The organism is Bacillus sp. PK3_68 (assembly GCF_003600835.1).
In the GTDB taxonomy this organism is placed as follows: domain Bacteria; phylum Bacillota; class Bacilli; order Bacillales; family Domibacillaceae; genus Pseudobacillus.
In genome coordinates this window covers 876,475-897,453 of the sequence record NZ_NQYC01000001.1, presented here as the reverse complement: position 1 = coordinate 897,453, position 20,979 = coordinate 876,475, and the positions used below count along the sequence as shown (strand labels likewise).

Annotated in this window: 19 protein-coding genes, 2 pseudogenes and 1 riboswitch; of the genes and pseudogenes, 18 read left to right on the top strand and 3 right to left on the bottom strand. The window is 39.1% G+C overall.

Annotation, left to right across the window (positions count from 1 at the left end; all coding sequences use genetic code 11):
- Nucleotides 1-164: 164 nt before the first annotated feature.
- Complete coding sequence (locus tag CJ483_RS04650) at nucleotides 165-410, bottom strand: DUF2164 domain-containing protein (protein ID WP_120032344.1); 246 nt, start codon at nucleotides 408-410, stop codon at nucleotides 165-167.
- A 1,256-nt stretch (nucleotides 411-1,666) separates the two neighbouring features.
- Here CJ483_RS04650 and CJ483_RS04640 point away from each other — a divergent pair.
- Together CJ483_RS04640 and CJ483_RS04635 are read left to right on the top strand one after the other, a co-directional pair.
- A complete protein-coding gene (locus tag CJ483_RS04640; protein ID WP_120032340.1) occupies nucleotides 1,667-2,215 on the top strand; it encodes a ribonuclease FAU-1 family protein in 549 nt (182 codons plus the stop codon).
- Nucleotides 2,216-2,499: 284 nt separating this feature from the next.
- Nucleotides 2,500-2,583: riboswitch (cyclic di-GMP riboswitch) on the top strand.
- A 49-nt stretch (nucleotides 2,584-2,632) separates the two neighbouring features.
- Entirely contained in the window at nucleotides 2,633-2,944 is a 312-nt protein-coding gene (locus tag CJ483_RS04635; protein WP_120032338.1) for a hypothetical protein, read from the top strand.
- Nucleotides 2,945-3,063: 119 nt separating this feature from the next.
- On the opposite strand, the gene CJ483_RS04630 is transcribed toward CJ483_RS04635, so the two are convergent.
- Nucleotides 3,064-3,636, bottom strand: a complete 573-nt coding sequence (locus tag CJ483_RS04630) for a DUF6434 domain-containing protein (protein WP_120032336.1) — start codon at nucleotides 3,634-3,636, stop codon at nucleotides 3,064-3,066.
- A gap of 617 nt (nucleotides 3,637-4,253) precedes the next feature.
- On the opposite strand from CJ483_RS04630, the gene CJ483_RS04625 reads away from it, so the two are divergent.
- Nucleotides 4,254-5,381 carry an S-layer homology domain-containing protein gene (locus tag CJ483_RS04625; RefSeq protein WP_120032334.1) on the top strand — a complete coding sequence of 376 codons (1,128 nt, stop codon included), beginning with the start codon at nucleotides 4,254-4,256 and terminating at the stop codon, nucleotides 5,379-5,381.
- A gap of 404 nt (nucleotides 5,382-5,785) precedes the next feature.
- On the opposite strand, the gene CJ483_RS24375 is transcribed toward CJ483_RS04625, so the two are convergent.
- Entirely contained in the window at nucleotides 5,786-5,947 is a 162-nt protein-coding gene (locus CJ483_RS24375; RefSeq protein ID WP_182916965.1) for a hypothetical protein, read from the bottom strand.
- Between the two features lie 520 nt (nucleotides 5,948-6,467).
- Here CJ483_RS24375 and CJ483_RS04620 point away from each other — a divergent pair.
- The 15 genes and pseudogenes from CJ483_RS04620 to CJ483_RS04550 all read left to right on the top strand — a co-directional run bounded on the left by CJ483_RS04620 (nucleotide 6,468) and on the right by CJ483_RS04550 (nucleotide 20,944).
- Complete coding sequence (locus CJ483_RS04620; protein ID WP_120032332.1) at nucleotides 6,468-6,692, top strand: cysteine-rich CWC family protein; 225 nt, start codon at nucleotides 6,468-6,470, stop codon at nucleotides 6,690-6,692.
- Nucleotides 6,693-6,935: 243 nt separating this feature from the next.
- Nucleotides 6,936-7,359 (top strand): annotated as a pseudogene (locus CJ483_RS04615) (SRPBCC family protein).
- Between the two features lies 1 nt (nucleotide 7,360).
- A complete protein-coding gene (locus tag CJ483_RS04610; protein ID WP_120032330.1) occupies nucleotides 7,361-7,696 on the top strand; it encodes an ArsR/SmtB family transcription factor in 336 nt (111 codons plus the stop codon).
- 292 nt (nucleotides 7,697-7,988) lie between these two features.
- Entirely contained in the window at nucleotides 7,989-8,591 is a 603-nt protein-coding gene (locus tag CJ483_RS04605) for a DedA family protein (protein ID WP_120032328.1), read from the top strand.
- Nucleotides 8,592-8,715: 124 nt separating this feature from the next.
- Nucleotides 8,716-9,168, top strand: coding sequence for a GNAT family N-acetyltransferase (locus CJ483_RS04600; protein WP_120032326.1), 453 nt, complete (start codon nucleotides 8,716-8,718; stop codon nucleotides 9,166-9,168).
- Between the two features lie 398 nt (nucleotides 9,169-9,566).
- On the top strand, nucleotides 9,567-10,388 hold the full coding sequence (locus CJ483_RS04595; protein WP_120032324.1) for an alpha/beta fold hydrolase: 822 nt from the start codon (nucleotides 9,567-9,569) through the stop codon (nucleotides 10,386-10,388).
- A gap of 116 nt (nucleotides 10,389-10,504) precedes the next feature.
- The gene (locus CJ483_RS04590) at nucleotides 10,505-11,293 is read left to right on the top strand and encodes an IclR family transcriptional regulator (RefSeq protein ID WP_120032322.1); all 789 of its coding nucleotides are present in this window, start codon (nucleotides 10,505-10,507) and stop codon (nucleotides 11,291-11,293) included.
- A 278-nt stretch (nucleotides 11,294-11,571) separates the two neighbouring features.
- Complete coding sequence (locus CJ483_RS04585; protein ID WP_259455570.1) at nucleotides 11,572-12,747, top strand: MFS transporter; 1,176 nt, start codon at nucleotides 11,572-11,574, stop codon at nucleotides 12,745-12,747.
- Between the two features lie 364 nt (nucleotides 12,748-13,111).
- Nucleotides 13,112-13,648 carry a cupin domain-containing protein gene (locus tag CJ483_RS04580; RefSeq protein WP_120032319.1) on the top strand — a complete coding sequence of 179 codons (537 nt, stop codon included), beginning with the start codon at nucleotides 13,112-13,114 and terminating at the stop codon, nucleotides 13,646-13,648.
- Between the two features lie 138 nt (nucleotides 13,649-13,786).
- Complete coding sequence (locus CJ483_RS04575) at nucleotides 13,787-14,701, top strand: VOC family protein (RefSeq protein ID WP_120037797.1); 915 nt, start codon at nucleotides 13,787-13,789, stop codon at nucleotides 14,699-14,701.
- A gap of 25 nt (nucleotides 14,702-14,726) precedes the next feature.
- Nucleotides 14,727-15,517, top strand: a pseudogene (locus CJ483_RS25685) (SDR family oxidoreductase).
- A 25-nt stretch (nucleotides 15,518-15,542) separates the two neighbouring features.
- The gene (locus CJ483_RS04565) at nucleotides 15,543-17,267 is read left to right on the top strand and encodes a thiamine pyrophosphate-binding protein (RefSeq protein ID WP_120032317.1); all 1,725 of its coding nucleotides are present in this window, start codon (nucleotides 15,543-15,545) and stop codon (nucleotides 17,265-17,267) included.
- Nucleotides 17,268-17,279: 12 nt separating this feature from the next.
- The gene (locus CJ483_RS04560) at nucleotides 17,280-18,725 is read left to right on the top strand and encodes an aldehyde dehydrogenase family protein (RefSeq protein ID WP_120032315.1); all 1,446 of its coding nucleotides are present in this window, start codon (nucleotides 17,280-17,282) and stop codon (nucleotides 18,723-18,725) included.
- A gap of 15 nt (nucleotides 18,726-18,740) precedes the next feature.
- Nucleotides 18,741-19,523: an aspartate dehydrogenase gene (nadX, locus tag CJ483_RS04555; RefSeq protein WP_120032313.1), complete on the top strand. Its 783-nt coding sequence runs from the start codon at nucleotides 18,741-18,743 to the stop codon at nucleotides 19,521-19,523.
- A 116-nt stretch (nucleotides 19,524-19,639) separates the two neighbouring features.
- Nucleotides 19,640-20,944 (top strand): aromatic ring-hydroxylating oxygenase subunit alpha, encoded by a 1,305-nt coding sequence (locus CJ483_RS04550; RefSeq protein ID WP_120032311.1) that lies wholly within the window; start codon nucleotides 19,640-19,642, stop codon nucleotides 20,942-20,944.
- Nucleotides 20,945-20,979: the final 35 nt, after the last annotated feature.

Sequence of the window (20,979 nt, the reverse complement as noted above, 5' to 3'; positions counted from 1 at the left end):
TGGCTGGCTTTTCTGTTATTTATCCGAACAAAGCCAGGCAAACCTAGCCGCTTCTATATAGGAGTCATGAAGAATCGAAAGCCGTAACTGGTTTAAGGATACAAGTGCAAAGAATACAATAAAAGAGTGAATTGTAGTAAATTCACTCTCAGAGTGACTAGCTTTCAGCGTTTTATGGGCCGCTCTAACGTTAAGATTTCATCTTCCAATGAAGAAAATTGTTGTTCAATGATATGCTTTGCATCGGAGACGGCGACATTATAGAAATGCGGAGCCAACAATTCCTTAACGAAATCCAACACCCTTTCTGCGGCGAACTCAGATATCTCCTCATCTCTCTCCTGTAGAAAGAAATCTTGAATGTCAGCAATCATTAATTCCTTTTGTTCTTTTGTAATTTTCATAAACAAATCAATCACTCCTTTGAAGGCATGTTACTGTAACTATACAGGTGAAGCCTAAGAAATTACAGTCTATATTTTTATGGCCGATTATGTACAGAATGGGTTGTCTGGCGAGCAAATCATTTTCTAAAGAATAATCAATGATACATGTTTTACGGAAGGTGCTTATAAGCTTCACAACAATTGATTTCTCTCTGCTGCTATCTATGTATTCACTGCTGTCAGCGGATAGAAACCACACACGAAAGACATGCAGCCATTTGTATCTTCTCTTTTTTCTATTTGAAGAAATTCGTCGAAATTTTTTTTGTAATACCCCTTCACTTTGTAAGCGCTTTCCATTATAGTGAAATTAGAAGAAGTTTTGTATGCAGCTTGGTGGGCATATGACAATGAATTTATTATGGGTGAAGAATGCTATAAAGAGGAGGGAGAACAAAGATGAGAAAAAATAATTTAACACTGTCTAATTTTGTTCATAAAGACCAATTTGATTTAAACGCTTATCTTGTCTACCTGTTTCATAAATTTTATAACGATGTTCCACAGGCATTCAAAGGCAAAATAAAAGAATGACGACGAAGCTTTCATTCGTTTGACGTCTCTTTTGTCTATCATAGCTGAGTGCTTCATGAAAAATTGCTTGATCGATCATGTCGCATTGGAAAAGTTGAAAAGAGAGAAAAGCTTTCTGTAAAAGTCTTCGGTGTGAATCAGTCTGTGTGAGTCTTTCTTCTTTGGGTTTTCCGATGGATGGGTCTGTTTTAATCATCAATTATTTTCTGTGCAAATTTGAAACATTTCCTCGTTCGCCGACGCATTCGCTGCTTTACGCTTTAATTTAAAAGTAATCATGCCATTCATTCAGTTTTCTATCCTCTCTTTCGAACACTTCCAATGCATTTCTGCGATTAGATACTTACAAGAAAGTATGAGCAGAAGATCATTTCTTTTTTATTCGTCCCTTTAGAAAGTACAACTCTTTACACGGAAGGAGTCGTTCAATTTAAAATCGCGGGTCCGTTTGATTGGAAAGCGTCAGTTAACATGGTTTCACAATAAAGCCTAAAGCCTTCTAAGGAAATAAAGAAGGCTTTAGGCTGTTCATTCTTCTTAATTTCTTACTGCTCATTCTCTTACTCGTTGTTCTTCGGTCTTTGTAAATCTGAAGCGAAATGGATAAAAATTGCTGCTTTTTGATGATACAATGGACCAGAACATAGGTCTGATCAAGAGCATGAGATAGAAGGAGAAACTAAACGATGATTCATCTAAATACATCCATTAATCAATATGCTAATAAAATAATAGAAAGAAAGATACGATATGATTCCACCATTGTTGAACATGTTTGCAAACTATTGAAGGTACAAGATCAAAAAATCGTCCTTTTTCATAAAATAAAGGAGTCGTTTACAATGACGGCAGAGAAAACATCATTAACGATTCCTAAGGGCAGCTATACGATTGCTTACTATTGGAAAGATCGGCCGTACAATGCGTATGTTTGGAGGGATGGCGAGGGAAATTACTTAGGTTCTTACTTTAACATTGTCAAGAACACACAGATAACCGGTCAAATCCTCTCTTTTGAAGACTTGATCATTGATGTCCTGGCTCTTCCAAATGGAAGCTGTTTCGTTCTAGATGAGGATGAGTTGTCTGAGCCGCTGGATCAATTCGAGAAAGGTACGGTTCAGCAGGCTCTACACTCATTAATGAATACTCTGGACGTCTTATTGCCTGAAATTATTTTAGAAACAGAACAGGTATACAAACATGAGGAGCTTTTTTATTGGTTAAAGGATTAAGCAACCGTTATCAGTTAAACAGATCAATAAGAAAAGGCATTTGATTAACTAATCAATGCTTTTTTTGCGTCAGCAAGAGAAAGAAAAAGGAGTCGTTTATAAGCAATAAAGTATACATAAATTTCCTTTTAAAAAATAAATTATATCGAGAGAAGGTAAATTTATATCAGAGCAATAAAATGGTAATTAATTGCGCCATAAGGTATATTGACTCAGGGTATAATTTCCTATATTCTTCTTATGATATTGTGATCACTTTATTGGTAGTTTGATAAAGTGATTCCTAATGATAAAGGCAAACTTATCGAAAGGTAAGGACGCAAAGCCGCGGGTCTAAGGTTTTTAATTATGATAGCCGGGCTGCCAAAGGGGAAAATGATGGTCCTATTTGGTGAATCCAATTAAAGGTAGGGACTAATGATGCAAAATGAAGAGTTAAGAACGAGCATTAAAAGATTTTACAGCCTGATGGAAAGTTATTCGGATACTCCTGATTCAGCATTTGATTTTATTGTTTTTTTACGATCTTTTCTACGGATAAAATCTCCGTTGCCTTTGCCGACAACAGAGATAATGACAGTTCTTAAAGTTAACAAACCAGCTGTATTTTTTTCTTTAAGAGAAATGTCAAAGCGAAATGATATCCTTGAGTTTTTAACTGCGTTATCCATGGATTTTGAAAAAGCAGAGCAAAAGCTGCAAGATTTGTTAAAGAATAAACCTGTCTAGTTCAACCGCCAGCATTCTTGCTGGTTTTTTTAATGCGATAAAGATACTGTGGAACCAACGTGTCTCAAGAAAAGACAAGCAGACTATGATGCGCTTATTAGCCGTAAGCGTCCCAACGTTTAACGGTTAGAAATATACTTATTGCTCCCGGGAAGCTTTTTAATATCATTCCAAGCGTTAACCGCGTCTTTATGACTTTTTGTTTTATTTTTTGGATCAGCGAAGAAGTCGCGGATAAATTGGTTATATTCAAATTGGGGGGCAATTTGTTTCTTATGTGGTGAGTCCTTCTTGCGCTCTTCTTCCTCGTACCAAGCCTTTACCACATCACGATATGTTTTTCCTACATTATTTTTAAAGTAATGTTGAATATATGTAGAAAAACGGAACTTCGGACTAATCGCTGACTTGAAAAAAGCTCTAACGTCTTGGCTGCAGCGATGGTTTTCGGTAATGACCGTATCCAAACTTAACGATCTTTGTTTGTTGGGGTTTGAGCGAACCGTTAGTTTTTTGAGCGGCTTCTCTACTTTCCCCGTCTCAAGAAACATTTCAATTCTAGCTGAAAGTTCTATTTTCGAACCGGATGCGCTTATCCCATTCTCTCTGCAGAATAATTGCAATTCTTCCTTCAGCCAATAAAAATTTTTAAAATCTTGACTAGTTATATATCTTGTAAGACCAGGCCTCATCATTACACCTCCGTATACTTATTTCATTTTAGAACAAACGTTCTTTTTTATCAATCCAATTATGGATAAAAATGTGAATGACTAACAAACATTAGCAAAACCACTAGGTATCAACATGTTTTTTAAACCACCGCACGATGATGTAAAAGAAAAGTCATTCTGATGAAGAGATCATTTATTGGGCAGAAAGTGTGCAAAAATAAAAAACACCGACTGCTAGGATAGACTTTCAGGTTGATCATTACTATAAGAAAGCCACATGAAGTGAGTGCCATATTCATTTGAACAAAGGTAAATCATGTTTTCATACGGTTCTTCTATAAAGGCGCACAGAGGGAATTCGAGATATGAAAGGATAATTTCACCATTTTTTGTAAGCAGCGGATCACTTTGATTAGCTAGATAACTAACAAAAAGACAGCTTAGCTATTGATTATAAGAGCTGAAGAACAACTAGGCATTTCCTACTACACATAAGGTGGTTTTTTTATTGAATTATATCCTTTTTGTGGAAATAAATATTTTTCAATAAAAGTAAAAAATTATATTGTAATTTTTGTTAGAAAGCTATAATATAAGTCTCAATCACAGAAACTATTAGAAGCGAGGATAAAAATTTGAAGTCATTTAAGATTTTACCAATTTTAGGATTGTCATTTGGATTAGTGTTTTCTTCAACTGCTTCAGCGGCTATAAAGCCTGTAGAGCGCTATGATATTTCGGACGTCGGTCCAAACCATCGATTTTATGATTCAATTGAACGGTTTGTTTACTCTGATATTGTTGATGGATACGTCGAGTCCGAAACAATTGAAGAAGATGGCGAAATATACGAGTATTCGTACATAAGTATTCGTCCAGAGGAAAAAATTAACCGCGCACAGTTCACAAAGATTTTAGTAAGTGCTTTATCTTTGAAGACTGGAACGAATGTAAAAGAATTCCCTGATGTGAAAGCTTCTAAATGGTATTATGAGCCGGTGCGTATCGCAAGTAGCCATGGGATCGTTGCTGGTGGATCTAATGGAAAGTTTAACCCGGATGCGCATATTACGCGTGACCAAATGGCAGCAATGATTTACCGGGCATTCAGCAGTACAGTGGCTTTTAAAGCACCAACGAAGACATTTAAAGATGTCCCGCCTACAAACTTTGCTTATGAGGCGATTGTAAAATCTGCTGCAAACGGGATTATTCAAGGATACGGTGATACATTTAAGCCCCATGATTTAGCTACCCGAGGCCAAGCGATTGCTATGATTGACCGGGCGCTTCATCAAGAAGCGGGGAGCGAGGCCGATCAAACAGCAATCAAGACAGCTGTGAATCGCAACGTTCAAGAAGAAATGCGATTAATGAAAGAGCAAAATACAGCCGGGCTTAAAGCTCTTTATCAGGATACAGCGACAGGCTATTATTTATCGGAATCGCTTGACACGGTAGAATTACCGGGTGACATAGAGGATCTGGGAGGCACTTTTACTATTGAGCAAATTGGCACTCATGAGATCAATCCTGTAACTGTCAATAAACGCTTTGCAAAAGTTCGGATGGATAATCTAAAGTATAAAGTATCATTCTCATCACCAGATTTATCTTTCAGTATGAACGTGGATGCTTCAGGAACGGCTTATTTGAAAAAAGGCATGGACGGAAAATGGAAGATTTATAATCTTGTGCTAGATAATGAAGACATTCAAGATGATTGGGAAGCGGAGATTTCCGCAGCAGCCAATGCTTCCTAATTATACTTGTTAAAGTAGATAAAATAAAAAAGCAAATGGGTCATTAACACCCGTTTGCTTTTTTTATTTAGCATATTTCATAAAGAATGTGAATGAATCAATTAAATCATACTATTTCATGTCAGTAGAGAAAAGATCAATTGTACGGTAGATGAGATTATATGAAAAATTGGACTTTACACTGAAGAAGAAAGAGCATCAATCGACTCTTTTCTTGGCAAGAACACCCTTCATTTATCTGTAGTGCATAAGGGAGTGCTAAAGAATAATCATAGAGTGCGTCTATGAAAGGTTATAAAGGTGGGAAACTGCTATAAGAGGTAGTAAGAATTAAGGGTGTTTATATAAGTTGAAAAAAATAAAAAGTAACAAAACCTTTTGTGCAGAAGAACGGGGAAAGGAACTTAAGAATAATAATCAGTATTTTCATAATTAATAACAGAACATAGCAATAGAATATCTTGATGAATCTCTTTTCGGATAGCTTCTTTTGGGCAATCGTAATACTCATCTATTAATTTGCCTAGTTCTTTGATAAATATTACCAATTCTGAATCAGAAAGCATGCAAAACCCTCCTTTAAGCGACATTGTAACTGCGTCTATATTACCATTTATTTTAGGGGGAAGACAAGTTAAAGAGTGTAAGTAGACCTATTTGAAGTAAGAAGGGGGCTGGTTAAGAAAAAGAGCACTAGGAAGGTAAACGGTTAATTCTTTCTTTGTTCTTGACATCGTAGTCTTCGGTAATCTGGTTGCATCATTTTATACTTGTCATGAAGCATATCCCCTGGTTCATAGCGTTTATTGAACCAGATCGTCAATCAACCGCTTTATCCTTTTCTCTATTTTTATGTTGTTGTCCGGCTATTAAGGTTGCAAGAGATTGAATCGATTCTTACAACAGGCCAATGTCTCTTCAAATAGCAACACCAGAGCTAGAATAAAGACAATTAATTGGTTTCAGAGTGTGAACAGAACGGCCGGTCATCTGGGGCTAAACTGATCTGTAGTAGTTTCTCGAGTTTGCAAGCGTTCTTTTGATAAACTATCTATAAGACGGAACATAAATACGGGAGGGATAAATATGGCTGAGAAAGTGATTGCAGGCGAGTGCTGTCCCATTTGTAGCAGGGACAATAACTGTTGTCATTCGATGGATAAATCTTTAGGGGAATGCTGGTGCAGCGAGGAGTCTTTTCCAAAAGAAATCTTTGACCTGGTGCCTGTCGAACAATTAAGAAAAACATGTATTTGTAAAAATGTTTGGACCGTTTTAAAGAGGAAGGTTTGCTTTAGAAGAGGGCATTGATCATATGTGCTGTTTTTCCCTCCATTTACTGTGGGATAAGTTGGCTTTCAAGGCTTGTTTGGCTTAGTGGCGACTTTAATATCTCCTTCGATTTCATTAGCGGCTGAAGGAAAAATACGAACAGTTGATCAACGATTCTTCTGTAGGTCATTAAAATATTTCATAAAAAACAGTTGAAATAACACCTAATAGTGTTAAGATTTTTATGACACTATTAGGTGTTATAAAAATGGAGGTGCCATAATGAAAGCTCAAGAATCATTACCGGAAATCAGAAAAACTATCGTCCTCAATGCTTCAATTGAAACAGTTTGGAAGGCCGTTTCTACGTCGGAAGGCATGGCCTCATGGTGGATGCCAAGTAATTTTGAACCTATTTTCGGACGCGAATTCGTCCTGTATGCCGGCCAATTTGGCGACTCGTCCTGTAAAGTAACTGAACTTGATCCCCTCATCGTGTTGGATTTGACTGGGGAAAGACTGGCATCTTGCTTTTGAATTAAAAGAGGCAGAAGGAGGGAAAACAGAGTTTACGTTAATTCACTCTGGATGGAACGCCGAACAAGTGACAGAGTTCGGACAGCCGCATTCAGTGATTCGTGCGGTTATGGATGATGGCTGGGAAAAAATCGTAAACGAAAAGCTTCCTTCCTATATTGAGGCTTAAAATGTACTCTCCTGAACCTAAGCATGATATATTTCAAGCGATTGCAGATCCAACTCGCCGTAATCTGTTAAAATTACTGGCAAATAAAGAAATGTCTATTGCGGCAATTACAGAATGCTTCCCTATAAGCCGCACAGCTGTTAATAAACATCTGCAGGTGCTCTTTGAAGCCAGGCTTGTCAGCAGTCGAAAGGTCGGACGGGAAAAGCGTTATAAGCTTGAAGCAGAACCGTTGGTTGAGTTAAAAGACTGGCTTGCCTTTTTTGAACAGTATTGGGATGAAAAGCTGCACGCTCTGAAAAGATATGTAGAGGAACATAATGATCAAACGTGGTAAAAAGATAGGATATATAAGTTAATGTGTTCTATGTTCATCTTTCGTTCAGTCAGAATTAGAGAAATCAGAAGGGCATTGCTTTAAGTATGATGTATACAGTGATCTAAGTAATTAGCGGAGAGGCAGGGAGCTAACATAATACTTTAGCAAGAAATGGAGAGGTGATCTATCAGCTTCTTTCTATAGGATTTTATTAAATTATAGAGGTGAATTATTTTATTGATGAAAAGATTCTTGATAAACTAACTATGCAAATTAGCGAGAGAATAGAGGATATCCAGAGGAGAACAGCATGGAAAATTGGTTGATTGGAATCATGAATGAATATGGTTATATGGGAATTGTTCTTTTAATTGCTCTTGAAAATATCTTTCCTCCCATACCGTCAGAAATCATCTTAACGTTTGGAGGATTTATGACGACTACTTCTGAGCTAAGCATTACGGGTGTGATCATTTCCTCAACGGTAGGTTCAGTTATCGGGGCCCTAGTTCTGTATTTTATTGGCTTGCAGCTTAATGTCCCAAGATTGGAGAAAATCGTTAATAAATGGGGTCATATCCTTAGAGTTACGACTAAAGACGTACATAGAGCAGATGCCTGGTTTGACAAGTATGGAGCATGGACGGTTTTCTTTTGCCGCTTTGTTCCGTTGATTCGCAGTTTGATTTCTATTCCTGCTGGCATGTCAAACATGAATATTGGATTATTTCTTCTCTTTACTACCCTAGGGACACTGATTTGGAATACGGTTCTTGTAAACTTGGGAGCGTCCGTCGGGGCTTCCTGGGAAGTCATCGTACAGAATATCGGAATTTATTCTAAAGTCATCTATGTTTTGTTGTTTTTGCTCCTTGTTTTTTGCTTATTCATTGTTATAAAAAGAAAAAGATAACCGCCTAATATCCAAAATAAAAAAGTCAACAAAAAATGTTGACTTTTTTATTTTACAGAAGACAGTTGATGAGCAAGAATTGGTAGAGTAAAAGAAGAGACTAGTTTTATGAGAGGAGAAGAAGATGAAAGTTAGAAAATTGAATCAAGATGAAAGACCTCCTATGGATTTATTATTGCTAGCAGACCCTTCTCAAGAAAACGTGGAGGAATACATGGAAAGAGGAGAATGTTTTGTTGCTGAAGATAATAAACAAGTAATTGGCGTATATGTGCTATTGCCTACAAGACCGCACACGATAGAGCTAGTGAATGTGGCAGTTGTCGAGGAGCAGCACGGCAAAGGGATAGGGAAACAACTAGTTAGGCATGCGATTGAACTTGCTAAGAAGAGACGATTTAAAACAATCGAAATTGGCACTGGAAATTCAAGTATCGGCCAATTAGCTCTTTATCAAAAATGCGGGTTTAGGATTGTCGGAGTGGATAAAGATTTTTTTATTCGACATTATTCAGAGGAAATTTTTGAAAATGGGATACAGTGCAGGGATATGATCCGCTTATCTCAAGATTTATAAAAAATGGTCTCTCCCCAACGTTATGCTTTCTTATTCTCTCGCTTATTCGGTTGATTATCTCTAACCACACAGTGAGGGGAGGATGAGAGAGCATGACATGTTAATAAGCTGTTCTGAAAGTGGATGAATGGCTAATACGGAACAGCGAAAAGAAAGTCCCTCATTCGTCAGCTGAATTAAATAATTTATTTCTAAATAAATTGAATCATGTACATAGAACGTTAAATAGCTTTTCTACAATCAAATATAAGTAGGAAGCAAAATAAACAACGTTATTATTTTTCTATAAAAAGCTGATAAAAGTCAGAAAGTTCTGTTGACTTATAAGGGAGATCATTTATTATTAAGTTATGAAACAATGTTTTACTTATAAAACAAATGTAAGGTGGGAGAGACATATGCCATTTGTACAAGTTAATGATTTAGCGATCCATTATGAAGTGAAAGGAGAAGGAAACCCTTTGGTTATTCTCCATGGAATGGGGAATAACTCACAGTCGTGGAAAAAGCAGTTAGAGGGGTTAAGTAAACAATACACCGTCATTGCGTGGGATGCACCAGGGTATGGAAAGAGTGATGATCCAGAAGAAGAACTGAAGGAATTTAGTGAATTTGCTGATGTGTTGAAGGGATTCATTGAAAGTTTAAATTATGAATCTGTTACGCTGTTGGGGCATTCGATGGGTTCGGCTATTGCTCTTAATTTCTGCCATCGTTTTCCGCATATGGTCGATGCCCTGATTATTGCTGATGCAACCAGAGGATCGGTCGGTGGATCGGAAGAAGAAAACGAAAAGAAATTAGCCAATCGTATAAACAATATTGAGAAGTTAGATCCAAAGGAAATTGCGAGGCAAAGAGTAAAAGTGTTGCTTGCACCTCATCCCAAACCAGAAGTACAGAAAGAAGCAGAAAGAATTATGTCACAAGTCAGGCCGATGGGGTATCGTTCAGTGGCCTATTCGCTTTATCATTTGAATGACCTGGAGTTCCTTTCATCCATTTCTGTGCCTACATCTATTATTTGCGGAGAATTAGATAAGGTAACACCGGTAAGTGAATCACAATTTTTTTATGATCACCTTCCAAACTCAAGCTTTACTATTATTCCTGAGACAGGGCATCTATGCTATCAGGAAGATCCAGAGAGTTTTAATGCTGCTGTTCTTCAATTTCTTGACAGTTTGAAAGAGAGTAAAGAAAATGTTCTCAAGCAGTAATTGCTTTATGAGTAATTCGCTTTTCTAGTTGAAATTTATGAAAATAATGGTGATAATTGGACTGACCATTTTTAATAATAAATAGAATTAGTAGGTTTTAGAGGAGGTGAGTGAGTTTGGCAAAAAGTGAAAAGGAACGTTACAATGCAAACGCATTAGTAAGAGGGTTGGAAATTCTAAAGTTGTTTAATGAAGATCATCCTACATTGTCTTTAGTAGAGATTGCACGGGAACTTGAAGTTAGTCGTACGGTCCCTTATCGATTATTATATACTCTTCAATCACTTGGATATCTTTATCAAGACGAAAATACCAAACGGTACAGTTTGACACCGAAGGTTTTAGAGCTGGGTTTTGCTTATTTAAATAGTTTAAAGCTTCCAGAAATTGCACAGCCTTATTTGGAAAGCTTAAGAGATGAAACAGGGGCTTCTTGCCATTTGTCTATATTGGATGGCGATGAAGTTGTCTATGTAGGGAGTGCACCTGTACGAGGAGTGTCTGCTATTAATGTGAATATCGGATTGAGGCTTCCTGCTCATGCAACGGCAAACGGAAAATTGTTGCTTGCTTATCAACCGCAAGACAAATTAAATCAAATGTTATATGGCTCTCAACTAAAACCATATACGGAGCGAACACAAACAGATCTTATCGGTTTGCAGCAGGAATTAGAAATGATCCGTAAACAAGGCTATTCAATTACTAAAGGAGAACTTCATCAAGGCATTCAATCAGTAGCTGCGCCTATTTTTGAACGCGGTGGGAAAGTAATGGCTGCGATGAACGTAGTAGCAACAGATGTAAAGTTTCATGATGAGTTTATTGAGAAAGTGGCCCTTCCGAAAGTTTTGGAGATTTCCAGAACGCTATCCGGCTTCATGGGATATCCTTTCAAAAATTAAATAGTTAAAATAAAAAAGCTTGCCCGTTTCGAGCTTTTTTATTTTGTTTATTATATAAAACATATTTTCTGAAATAAAACAAAAGTTAAAAAACTTATTGACACAATTTTCGAAAAAAATTAATATTAAATTATAAAGAAACGTTGTTTTGTATATAAAACAATGAGTTTTTAAAATTAAGGGAAGGTGGCAGAATAGCGAGGCGGATGTAAGAGGGAGTAGTCATAAAACGAATTGTAAGCGTATTCACTGAAAACAAACTTTAAGGAGGTTGCTACATGTTAAAAGGGAATAAAAGGTGGCTTTATATTGCGGTACCTATCTTTTTCTTTTGGTTTTTTGGTCAGATTGATAAGTTGGGAATCTCTATCATACAAACAGATCCAGACTTTTTAAACGATCTTGGTATGAACGGTCCCGATAAGAATGCGAAGATTGGGTTTATCACTTTTATTTTTACCATCGCTTACGCCGTGTCGAATTTATTTTGGGGAGTGATCATTGATAAGCTAGGAGCCAGGAAAACAGCTATAATGGGGCTTTTTATTTGGACCCTTACAATGGTATTTGCAGGATTAGCCACCACTTATGAAATGTTCATCGCTAGCCGTATTGTTCTTGGTTTAGGGGAAGGAATGATGATTCCTGTATGCGGGAAGTTTATCTCGAGCTGGTTTAATGAGCGCGAGCTTGGCCGTGCCCAATCCTCCTGGCTTGCAGGTAACTATTTAGGACCTGCGTGTGGGGCAGTCATCTTAACTTTAGTTATTGCTTCTTTTCATTGGCAAGCAGCCTTTTTCACATTAGCAGCCTTTAATCTACTCATTGTTATTCCAATGTTTGTGTTCCTAACGAGAGATACTCCAGAAGAACACCCGCGACTTGAAAAAAGCGAATTGTCGTATATTCGTCAGAAGAACGGAAATGAAGCAGCTAAGCCAAAACAAAGTTTTGTCCAAGACTACCGCTATTGGATCGTTTGGTTTGGCATGCTGATGTCTTCATTTTTATTTTTTGGAATTAGCATTTGGCTTCCTACGTATTTAGTTGAAGCAAAAAGCTTCTCAAGGGAAGCAATGACAGGTATTACTTCTTTATCGTGGCTATTTGCTCTTGGATTTGTATTGATCAATGGATTTTTGGCTGATAAAACAAAACGACCGAGCTTGCTTGCTACAATTTTATTTAGCATGACGGCAATATTTTTAACAGCAGCAATATTCGCTTCTAATCCAGTCATCGCTGGTGTATGCATGGGATTGGCGATGGGAACTCAAGGAGGCGTCTTTCATTTAAGTAATTTATTTATCGTGAAATTCTCTACACCTGAAACCGCTGGACGAGCTGCAGGATTGATGGGCTTTACTAACATTCTTGGGGGTTTTCGAGTTATATTATGGGGTGGATGCGTGATGCATCTGGAGGCGACTTTGGGCCTTCAATCGTCATGTTAATTGTTTCTGCTTCTCTTGGATTCATTGCTTACTTATTTACATTAAGGAAAGAGGCAGAAGAAGTTCGTGCCGAAAATACGCCTCCCAATGGAGTTGTAATTTAATTATCAGAAATCTTATTTAACAACAAAATATTCTAAATAACTATTTTCCTATACAGGCTTATCAGGAGTTTGATCATTCTACTTTTCGAGATAAAACTCCTTTTCTTTATGATTTAGTAATACTTAATATAAAACATTGTTTCATATACAAAATATTCTCAATATTTTTATTGACAATCACTTTGATGCGGGTTACGATTGTTTTATAGCAAAACATAGTTTTGTATATAAAACAAATACATTAAAAGGAGTGTTTTTTTATGACAAACGAAAAATTTTCTTTAGAAGAGTTTGAAAGAAAATATGTCGCAAGATTGGAAGATCGAACGCTGGATTGGAATGTATTGAAGTTCCAGGAAGAGATTGATCCATCTTATAGAAGAGCACAGATGAGATATATTGGCCGCGGAGCGACAGCGAATAACGATGCAAATGTCATTGCTGCAGAACATTTCACTTTGAGCACAATGGTTCTGCCTCCTGGCTGTGTCGGTCCGTTACATCTGCACGACGACGTTGAAGAAGTATTCTTCATTTTAAAAGGAAATGTGAAAGCGCTTATTCAAACAGACAGCAATAGTGAAGTACATGAAATTCCTTTGAAAGAAAGAGACTGTATCAGCAGTCCTCCTGGGGTATACCGCGGCATTCGTAACGATGGGGATGAAGAAGCTTTAATGCTAGTCATGCTTGGAGCGGTTAAGCCAAACTTACCGACTTACCCGGAAGGAAGTGCGTTGGAGGAATTACGTAAACAACGCGCAAAAGAAAGAGAAGCCATTATTAACGGAAAATAAGCGGAACGGAAAGCTGCTTTAAGAAAAGAAATGCCTGTGCATTTAAAGTTTTATCAATTTTTTGACAAGGATGATCTTTATAGCTACCTTTTGATCATCCTTGTTGGTTCATTTAAAGGGAATAACGGGGGTGTCATTATGCTAGGAATTACTCACTTGCGGCACATCAGTTTAATTACTCCAGTGCTGAAAGAGCAGTCTGATTTTTACGAGAATATTTGGGGATTGGATAAGGTAACTCAAGATGATCAGTCAGCCTATTTTAGAGGAGCCGGTCCCGAGCATCACATTTTAAGTTTACATGCCGGTGAAAAAAGAGGGCTTCATCATATTGCTTTCGGAATGGTTGATAAACACGCAGTTGACCGTGCAGCTGAGATATTGACTAAGAAAGGCGTAACCATTGTTTCACCTCCTGGCTATTTAGATGAAGAGGGAAAAGGATACGGCCTACGCTTTGTCGATCCGGAAAATCGCTGCATTGAATTGTCCGCATGGGTGGAAGTTCACACATCCATTTGGAATAAGAAAAATGTCGATCCAGTCAAGCTGAACCACGTCGTTATGAATACGGCAGACCTTGATATGATTACTGACTTTTACACAGAAGTGCTGGGTTTTAAAGTGACAGACTGGAGCGAACATCAAATGTCGTTCCTGCGCTGCAATCGCAAACATCATTCCATTGCATTTAATCAAGATAAGCATGCTTCTGTGAATCATATTGCCTATGAAGTAGATAGCGTAGATGAAGTGATGAGAGGAATCAGCAACGTAAGAAAAGCGGGCTACCAAGAATTGTGGGGGCCAGGACGCCACGGACCGGGTGACAACATTTTCTGTTATTTCCAGGACCCAGCGAAGTTTGTTATGGAGTATACCTGTTATTTAGAAACGATTGAAGATGAAAATGAGTGGAAGGCACGAGTGTGGAAACGTGTTCCTCATTTAATGGACCAATGGGGGATTGCCGGTCCACCGAAACCGGAAGCCCGGGCAGCCATGGGTGGAGAGCCAGACCAAGGATGGGTAAATGCAAAGTCACTCCGGTAAATAGGATAGTGAAAGGGGGAGTATCATGGATTTGGGTTTGAATGGAAAAGTCGCTGTCATTATGGGAGGGACATCTGGTGTCGGTTTAAAAACGGCAGAAATGTTCCTTCAGGAAGGAGCTAAAGTAGCAATCTGCGGAAGGAATCAGGAGAGGAAAGAAAAAGCGTATAATCATCTCTTAAAATACGGTCCATCAGATTCGATTTATGCTGCAACATGTGATGTGACAGATAAAGAAGAGGTTACTGGGTTTATTGATAATACAGCTGCTCATTTTAGAGGCATTGATATTCTCGTAAATGCAGCGGGGCAAAGTGTTATGGGTCACTTCTTCGACGTTACCGATGAGCAGTGGCAGCAGCAAATTCAATTAAAATATTTCGCTATTATTTATGCAGTTCGGGCGGTTCATCCATACCTCGTCAAGCGAGGGGAGGAAGGATTATAAATATTAATGCAACGTTAGCGAAGGAGCCGGAAAAACATATGATTGCGACAGCAGCAACGAGGGCTGGATTGTTAAACTTAAGCAAGACTTTGTCGCAAGAACTTGCTTCGGACAACATTTTAGTCAATTCCGTAAGCTTAGGGCTAATCCGCACAGATCAGTGGGAGAGAAGAAGAAAACTGAATGCTCCTGATATGAAAGCAGAAGATTATTATGCTGACTTAGCCAAAAAACGAAATATTCCATTGGGACGCGTAGGAGAAGCAGAAGAAGTAGCAAGTGTCATTTTATTTTTGGCTTCGAGACAGGCAAGTTATGTATCGGGATCAACAATTGAAACGGCGGGAGCGCTCGGGAAAGCGCTTTAATTAAAGGTAAAGGCAGGAGTCGATTATGAGCCAACGAGAGCAATTGGGAATAAAGACGGCAGAATATCAGCAAGATCAGCCGGAATTTACTGCGGCAGATGCCGTAGTGCAGGAACTTGTTCGTGCAGGTGTGGATACAGCATTCGGGATTGTCAGCATTCATAATATGCCAATATATGATGCCATTCTTCGTGAAGGAAGCATTCGCCTGGTTTGTTCGCGCGGGGAAAGCGGAGCCGCGAATATGGCAGATGGATATGCGAGAGCAACTGGCAAATTAGGCGTTGTCATTACTAGCACGGGAACAGGAGCTGGAAATGCAGCGGGCTCTTTAATTGAAGCATGGGCTGCTGGCGTGCCTGTTCTTCATTTAACAGGTGAAGTTGCCTCCCCTTATTTAGGCACAGGCAGAGGCTATATTCATGAATGTAAAGATCAGCTGTCCATGATGGAAGGGGTCTCCAAAAAAGCGCTCCGGTTAAGAAAGCCAGAGCAAGCGTCTGCTATTGCCAGACAAGCGATTTACGAGGCTTTGGCTGCTCCATCAGGGCCAGTAACACTTGAAATCCCCATTGATTTTCAATCTGCGATTATACCTAATCATTCTATTGAAGAAGTTAGAATATTAACTCCAGAAAATAATACAATTCCATATTTTCCCGAAGAGGTGTTGGCAAAAATCAGTCAATCTCGCCGGCCAGTGATTTGGGCAGGAGGAGGCGTTATTAACTCCGGTGCTTCGAAGGAAGTGCAAAAGTTAGCAGAAATGATGGGTGCGGCTGTGGTGACGAGCCAGTCCGGAAAAGGCAGCATTCCTGAGGATCACCCTCAATGTATCGGACATTTTGCTGCAAATCCGCTAACAAAAAAGCTAATAGAAGAGTCAGACTTAGTCATTAGCGTCGGTGTCAGATTCCGTGGGAACGAAACATCCAATTGGAAAATTTCCGTTCCAAAAGAACATATATCTATTGATGCTGACTGGCAGGCAATGAACCGCAACTATGAGGCTTCCTATGGACTTGTAGGAGATGCCAAACTAATTTTAAAAAAGGTTATTGACGATTTATCTCAAGCCGCAATCGTTCCTGATTCAGCTTATTTGGCTGAGGTAGAGTTAGTGCGTAATGAACTTCGCGCTCAGTTGAGAGCAACACTTGGTCCTTATGAACAATTTTTGGATGGAATGCGCAAGGTGCTTCCGCGTGACACAATTTTAGTTCGAGATGTCACTGTACAAGCAAATGTATGGGGGAGCCGCTTATTTGAAATTTATGAACCGAGGACATCCATTCATGCATCCGGTGGCGGGATTGGCCAGGGACTGCCAACAGCGATTGGGGCACAAATGGGCTGTAAAGATCGTCCGGTTGTCTTAATGGCAGGTGACGGCGGGTTCATGGTAAATGTAGGTGAAATGGTAACCGCCGCCCAAGAAAATCTCCCGATTATTGTCATTTTGTTTGATGATGCTGGGTACGGAGTACTCCGGAATATCCAGGAGGCAGCTTACGGGCGTCAAGTTGCTGTTGATCTATTAAGTCCTGATTTTGTACAGTTGGCGCAATCGATGGGATTTGATGCCTCCCGAATTGGTTCCGGTGATGAATTTGAAGTTGCTTTGAAAAAAGCAATGAATAGACAAAAACCAACGATGATCGTTGTAGATATGGAAGCGGTAGGACCGATGGCGAAACCATTTGGTGGGCCTCCCGGTGCAGCAGAAGCATTCAAACCTAAAAAATTATAAGGAGGGATGATAATGATTTCAACATATCCATTTGTTTCAGGTAAATATTTAATTGGCGGAGAATGGATTCAAGCCGAAAAGACAGCGGATGTTATTAATCCAGCTAATCTAAACGAGGTTATAGGCGAAGTTGCTTTATGTTCCCAAACGCAAGTAGATGAAGCGATTGAAACAGCAGAAAGAGCATACAAGAGCTGGTCAAAAAGTGAAGTAGAAGACCGGGCAAAGCGCATGCATGAAGCGGCGAAAGAACTGGAACATATAGTCGAAGAAAATGTTACTTTATTCGTACGTGAGAATGGCAAGGCATTAATAGAAGCAAAAAAAGATTTGCTTCGCTGTGTAGATATTATGAATGAAGCGGCGGATGAATTGCTTAACTGGTGGAAGCCTGTATCATGGCCAGGAAGTCAAAAAGTGCTAATCCGCAAGCGATCAAGAGGAGTAACAGCCGTGATTTCTCCTTGGAATTCTCCGATGATTTTGACATTTAAACGGGTCATTCCGGCCATTCTGACAGGCAATACTGTCGTAGTAAAGCCAGCGACAAATTGTCCGTTAACAATTATGACGTTCTTAAACGTAGTAGCTTCTCATTTCCCGGCAGGAGTCGTTAACATAGTCACTGGTTCCGGTAGTGTCATAGGTGACGCTATTTGTACGGATCCTCGCGTGCGAACAGTGGCTTTCGTTGGTAGCACAGAAACTGGAAAAAATATTATGCGCGCTGCCTCGGGAACAGTAAAAAAACTTTATATGGAGCTCGGCGGCAATGATGCAGCAATCATTCTCCCTGATGCAGAATTAAATGAAGCAGCCATCACACGCCTTCGCTTTGGCATTCTTCGGGCAGCTGGTCAAGTGTGTTCCGCTATTAAACGAGTATATGTTCATGAGTCAAGATACGAAGAATTAATTGAAAAGCTAAAGAAAGAGTTTCAAAGAATCAGAGTAGGTAACGGGATTCAGCCTGATGTGGATATGGGCCCTCTCAATAATAAGTCTCAATACGATTACGTGAAAGGGCTCATCGAACGAGCTCAAAATTCAGGAGCGAAAGTTATTACAGCGGGCCAGCAGCTCGATCCGGAAACCTGGGACCAAGGATACTTTATTTTACCTTCCATTGTGACTGGAGTTGATCAAACAAGCGAGATCGTTCAGGCAGAGCAATTTGGCCCTGTTATCCCTGTGCTCACATTTTCGAATATAGAAGAAGTTATTCAATTGGCAAATGATAGCGAATTCGGTTTAAGAGCATCTGTTTGGACAGAGAACGAATCACTGGCGATCGAAATAGCTGACCAATTAGAGGCTGGAGCGGTATTCCATAATAATCATACCGTTTTCCAAGATCTTCATTTGGATTTTCCTGGTTTAAAAGAAAGTGGATTATCTCGTGAAACGAGACATTGCGGACTAGAGCTCTTTGCAGATTCATACGGTTTAGCCAATTAAGAGAGGGGATGCGAGATGAAATTAGCATTAATTGGCGGGGGAAATATCGGTACATTTCTTCTTCAAAGTATCAATATTGAAGAAACCCTTCCTGGGACGAGAATCGTTGGTCTTTATACACGGAATGAACAATCAGCCAAGAGCCTGGCTTCTGAATTTAAAACAGAATCTTTTGCTGATATGGAATCCCTTCTGCGGTCGGATGCAGATGTAGTTATCGAAGCGGCCAACGTTCAAGTAGTGAAAGATTATGCAGCAGCTATTCTGAAGAGCGGAAAAGATTTAGTACTAAGTAGCGTTGGAGCTTTGGCAAGTCTGACTTTTTACAAAGAATTAGAACAGATTTGCCAAGAAAAAGGGACGAGGATTCATCTGCCATCAGGAGCCATCGGCGGACTAGATGTGTTGAAGGCAGCGAAATCGATTGGGGAGTTGCAATCTGTTTCTATCATTACCAGAAAGCCCCCACATGCCTTGCCAGGCGCCCCTTTAGATAAAGAGCAGTTGTTATTTGATGGCTCGGCCGCAGAAGCTATTGAGTTATTTCCCAAAAACATAAATGTTTCTATTATTTTGTCTCTGGCAGGGCTAGGTTCGGATAAAACCGGTGTGAAAATTATTTCTGACCCGGCGGCAAAGAAAAACAATCATCAAATAGAAGCGATGGGGTCCTTTGGAAAATTGACGCTTCAAGTAGAAAATGATCCGATGCCCAATAATCCGAAAACGAGCTATTTGGCAGCGTTAAGTGTATTAGCCGTTTTGAAAAGTAAAGATGCACTTATTCAAGTGGGCTAATAACTGAAAGACTTCAGTATTTAAAGATACATGCAGGGGAAACCCGAAAGATGTTTTGGTAAATTCTCCTGCCTAAATGAGTCCGCATCAATTCAGAAACGAGGGGGAATTTGCAGATGATCAAAACAAAAAAGAGTTTAGAAGAGATGACTCAACAAGAAACGATTGATTATTTAAATGAGACCGTACGTCCCGAGGAAGGCAGCATTCCTGTTTATGTATTGGGGGATCCGTCGGTTTATGAGCTTGAGCATAAACAAGTATTTTTAAAAACATGGTTGTTTATTGGTCACGAGTCTGAGATACCGAATAAAAATGATTTTATAACACGAGATCTAGCTGGATATTCAGTGATCATTACTAGAGGATCTGATGACACAATCAGAGGATTCTATAACATGTGTACTCACCGTGGCATGAAGCTTTGCCGGGCAGATAAAGGGAATAAAGCTTCATTTACTTGTCCTTATCATGGGTTTAATTTCAAAAACAATGGCGATCTGATTGGTGCTCCGCTGCAAAAGGATATTTATGGAGGCCGTCTCGATAAATCCAAAATGGGGTTGAACAAGATTCGGATTGAATCGTACAAAGGTCTTTTATTTGGTACTTGGAATGAAGAAGCGGAATCTTTATCAGAATTTTTAGGTGACTTCAAATGGTATCTTGATATTTTAGTCGGCCGAGCAGAAATGGAGGTACTAGGGGCCCCACAAAGGTTTATCGTGCACTCTAACTGGAAAATTGGTGCAGATAACTTCGTTGGTGATTCCTATCATACAATGGTTACTCACGGATCGATTGCTAAATTAGGGATGGTACCTAATGCTACCTACTCAAGAAAAGGCTATCAAATTTATACGGAAAATGGACATGGCTTAAATTTAGGTACTCCAAATCCGGATTTTGCCTTTCCGGAAGAACTAAAAGAAGAGTATCAATCAAATTTGTCTGAAGAACAGTTTGATATCATGTCTAACCTTAAAAATATGATCGGTAACATTTTCCCTAACCTCTCGTTTTTAATTTCTCATACAAAAGTGAAAGGACAGCTGATCTCTAACACGTCTGTTCGTCTTTGGCGCCCGATTGATGTGGACAAAATGGAAGTCATTACATGGTTTTTAGTTGAAAAAAATGCTCCCGAAGATTGGAAAAGACGTTCCAGAGAATCCTTTGTTCTCACGTTCAGTCCTTCTGGGATCTTTGAACAGGATGATACAGAGGTATTTACTGATATCACCGCAGCTGCATCTGGGCCAATGCCGATGTTGAAAGAGCTTACTTATAATTACACAATGGGTATGCATCGCGATCCGATTACTGAGTTTGCAGGGCCTGGAGTTGTTTACGATGATAAATTTTCTGAGGCCAATCAACGAAATTTTTATCGCTACTGGCTGGATTTAATGAGTAATTAAGGTGACTAAAACTATGAGACTCGTTTTCTGAGTGA

Coding starts and splice junctions, on each gene's coding strand:
- CJ483_RS04640 (WP_120032340.1), top strand. CDS start 1,667: ATGATTCATCTAAATACATCCATTAATCAATATGCTAATAAAATAATA.
- CJ483_RS04635 (WP_120032338.1), top strand. CDS start 2,633: ATGATGCAAAATGAAGAGTTAAGAACGAGCATTAAAAGATTTTACAGC.
- CJ483_RS04630 (WP_120032336.1), bottom strand. CDS start 3,636: ATGAGGCCTGGTCTTACAAGATATATAACTAGTCAAGATTTTAAAAAT.
- CJ483_RS24375 (WP_182916965.1), bottom strand. CDS start 5,947: ATGCTTTCTGATTCAGAATTGGTAATATTTATCAAAGAACTAGGCAAA.
- CJ483_RS04620 (WP_120032332.1), top strand. CDS start 6,468: ATGGCTGAGAAAGTGATTGCAGGCGAGTGCTGTCCCATTTGTAGCAGG.
- CJ483_RS04610 (WP_120032330.1), top strand. CDS start 7,361: ATGTACTCTCCTGAACCTAAGCATGATATATTTCAAGCGATTGCAGAT.
- CJ483_RS04605 (WP_120032328.1), top strand. CDS start 7,989: ATGGAAAATTGGTTGATTGGAATCATGAATGAATATGGTTATATGGGA.
- CJ483_RS04600 (WP_120032326.1), top strand. CDS start 8,716: ATGAAAGTTAGAAAATTGAATCAAGATGAAAGACCTCCTATGGATTTA.
- CJ483_RS04595 (WP_120032324.1), top strand. CDS start 9,567: ATGCCATTTGTACAAGTTAATGATTTAGCGATCCATTATGAAGTGAAA.
- CJ483_RS04585 (WP_259455570.1), top strand. CDS start 11,572: ATGTTAAAAGGGAATAAAAGGTGGCTTTATATTGCGGTACCTATCTTT.
- CJ483_RS04580 (WP_120032319.1), top strand. CDS start 13,112: ATGACAAACGAAAAATTTTCTTTAGAAGAGTTTGAAAGAAAATATGTC.
- CJ483_RS04575 (WP_120037797.1), top strand. CDS start 13,787: ATGCTAGGAATTACTCACTTGCGGCACATCAGTTTAATTACTCCAGTG.
- CJ483_RS04565 (WP_120032317.1), top strand. CDS start 15,543: ATGAGCCAACGAGAGCAATTGGGAATAAAGACGGCAGAATATCAGCAA.
- CJ483_RS04560 (WP_120032315.1), top strand. CDS start 17,280: ATGATTTCAACATATCCATTTGTTTCAGGTAAATATTTAATTGGCGGA.
- nadX (WP_120032313.1), top strand. CDS start 18,741: ATGAAATTAGCATTAATTGGCGGGGGAAATATCGGTACATTTCTTCTT.
- CJ483_RS04550 (WP_120032311.1), top strand. CDS start 19,640: ATGATCAAAACAAAAAAGAGTTTAGAAGAGATGACTCAACAAGAAACG.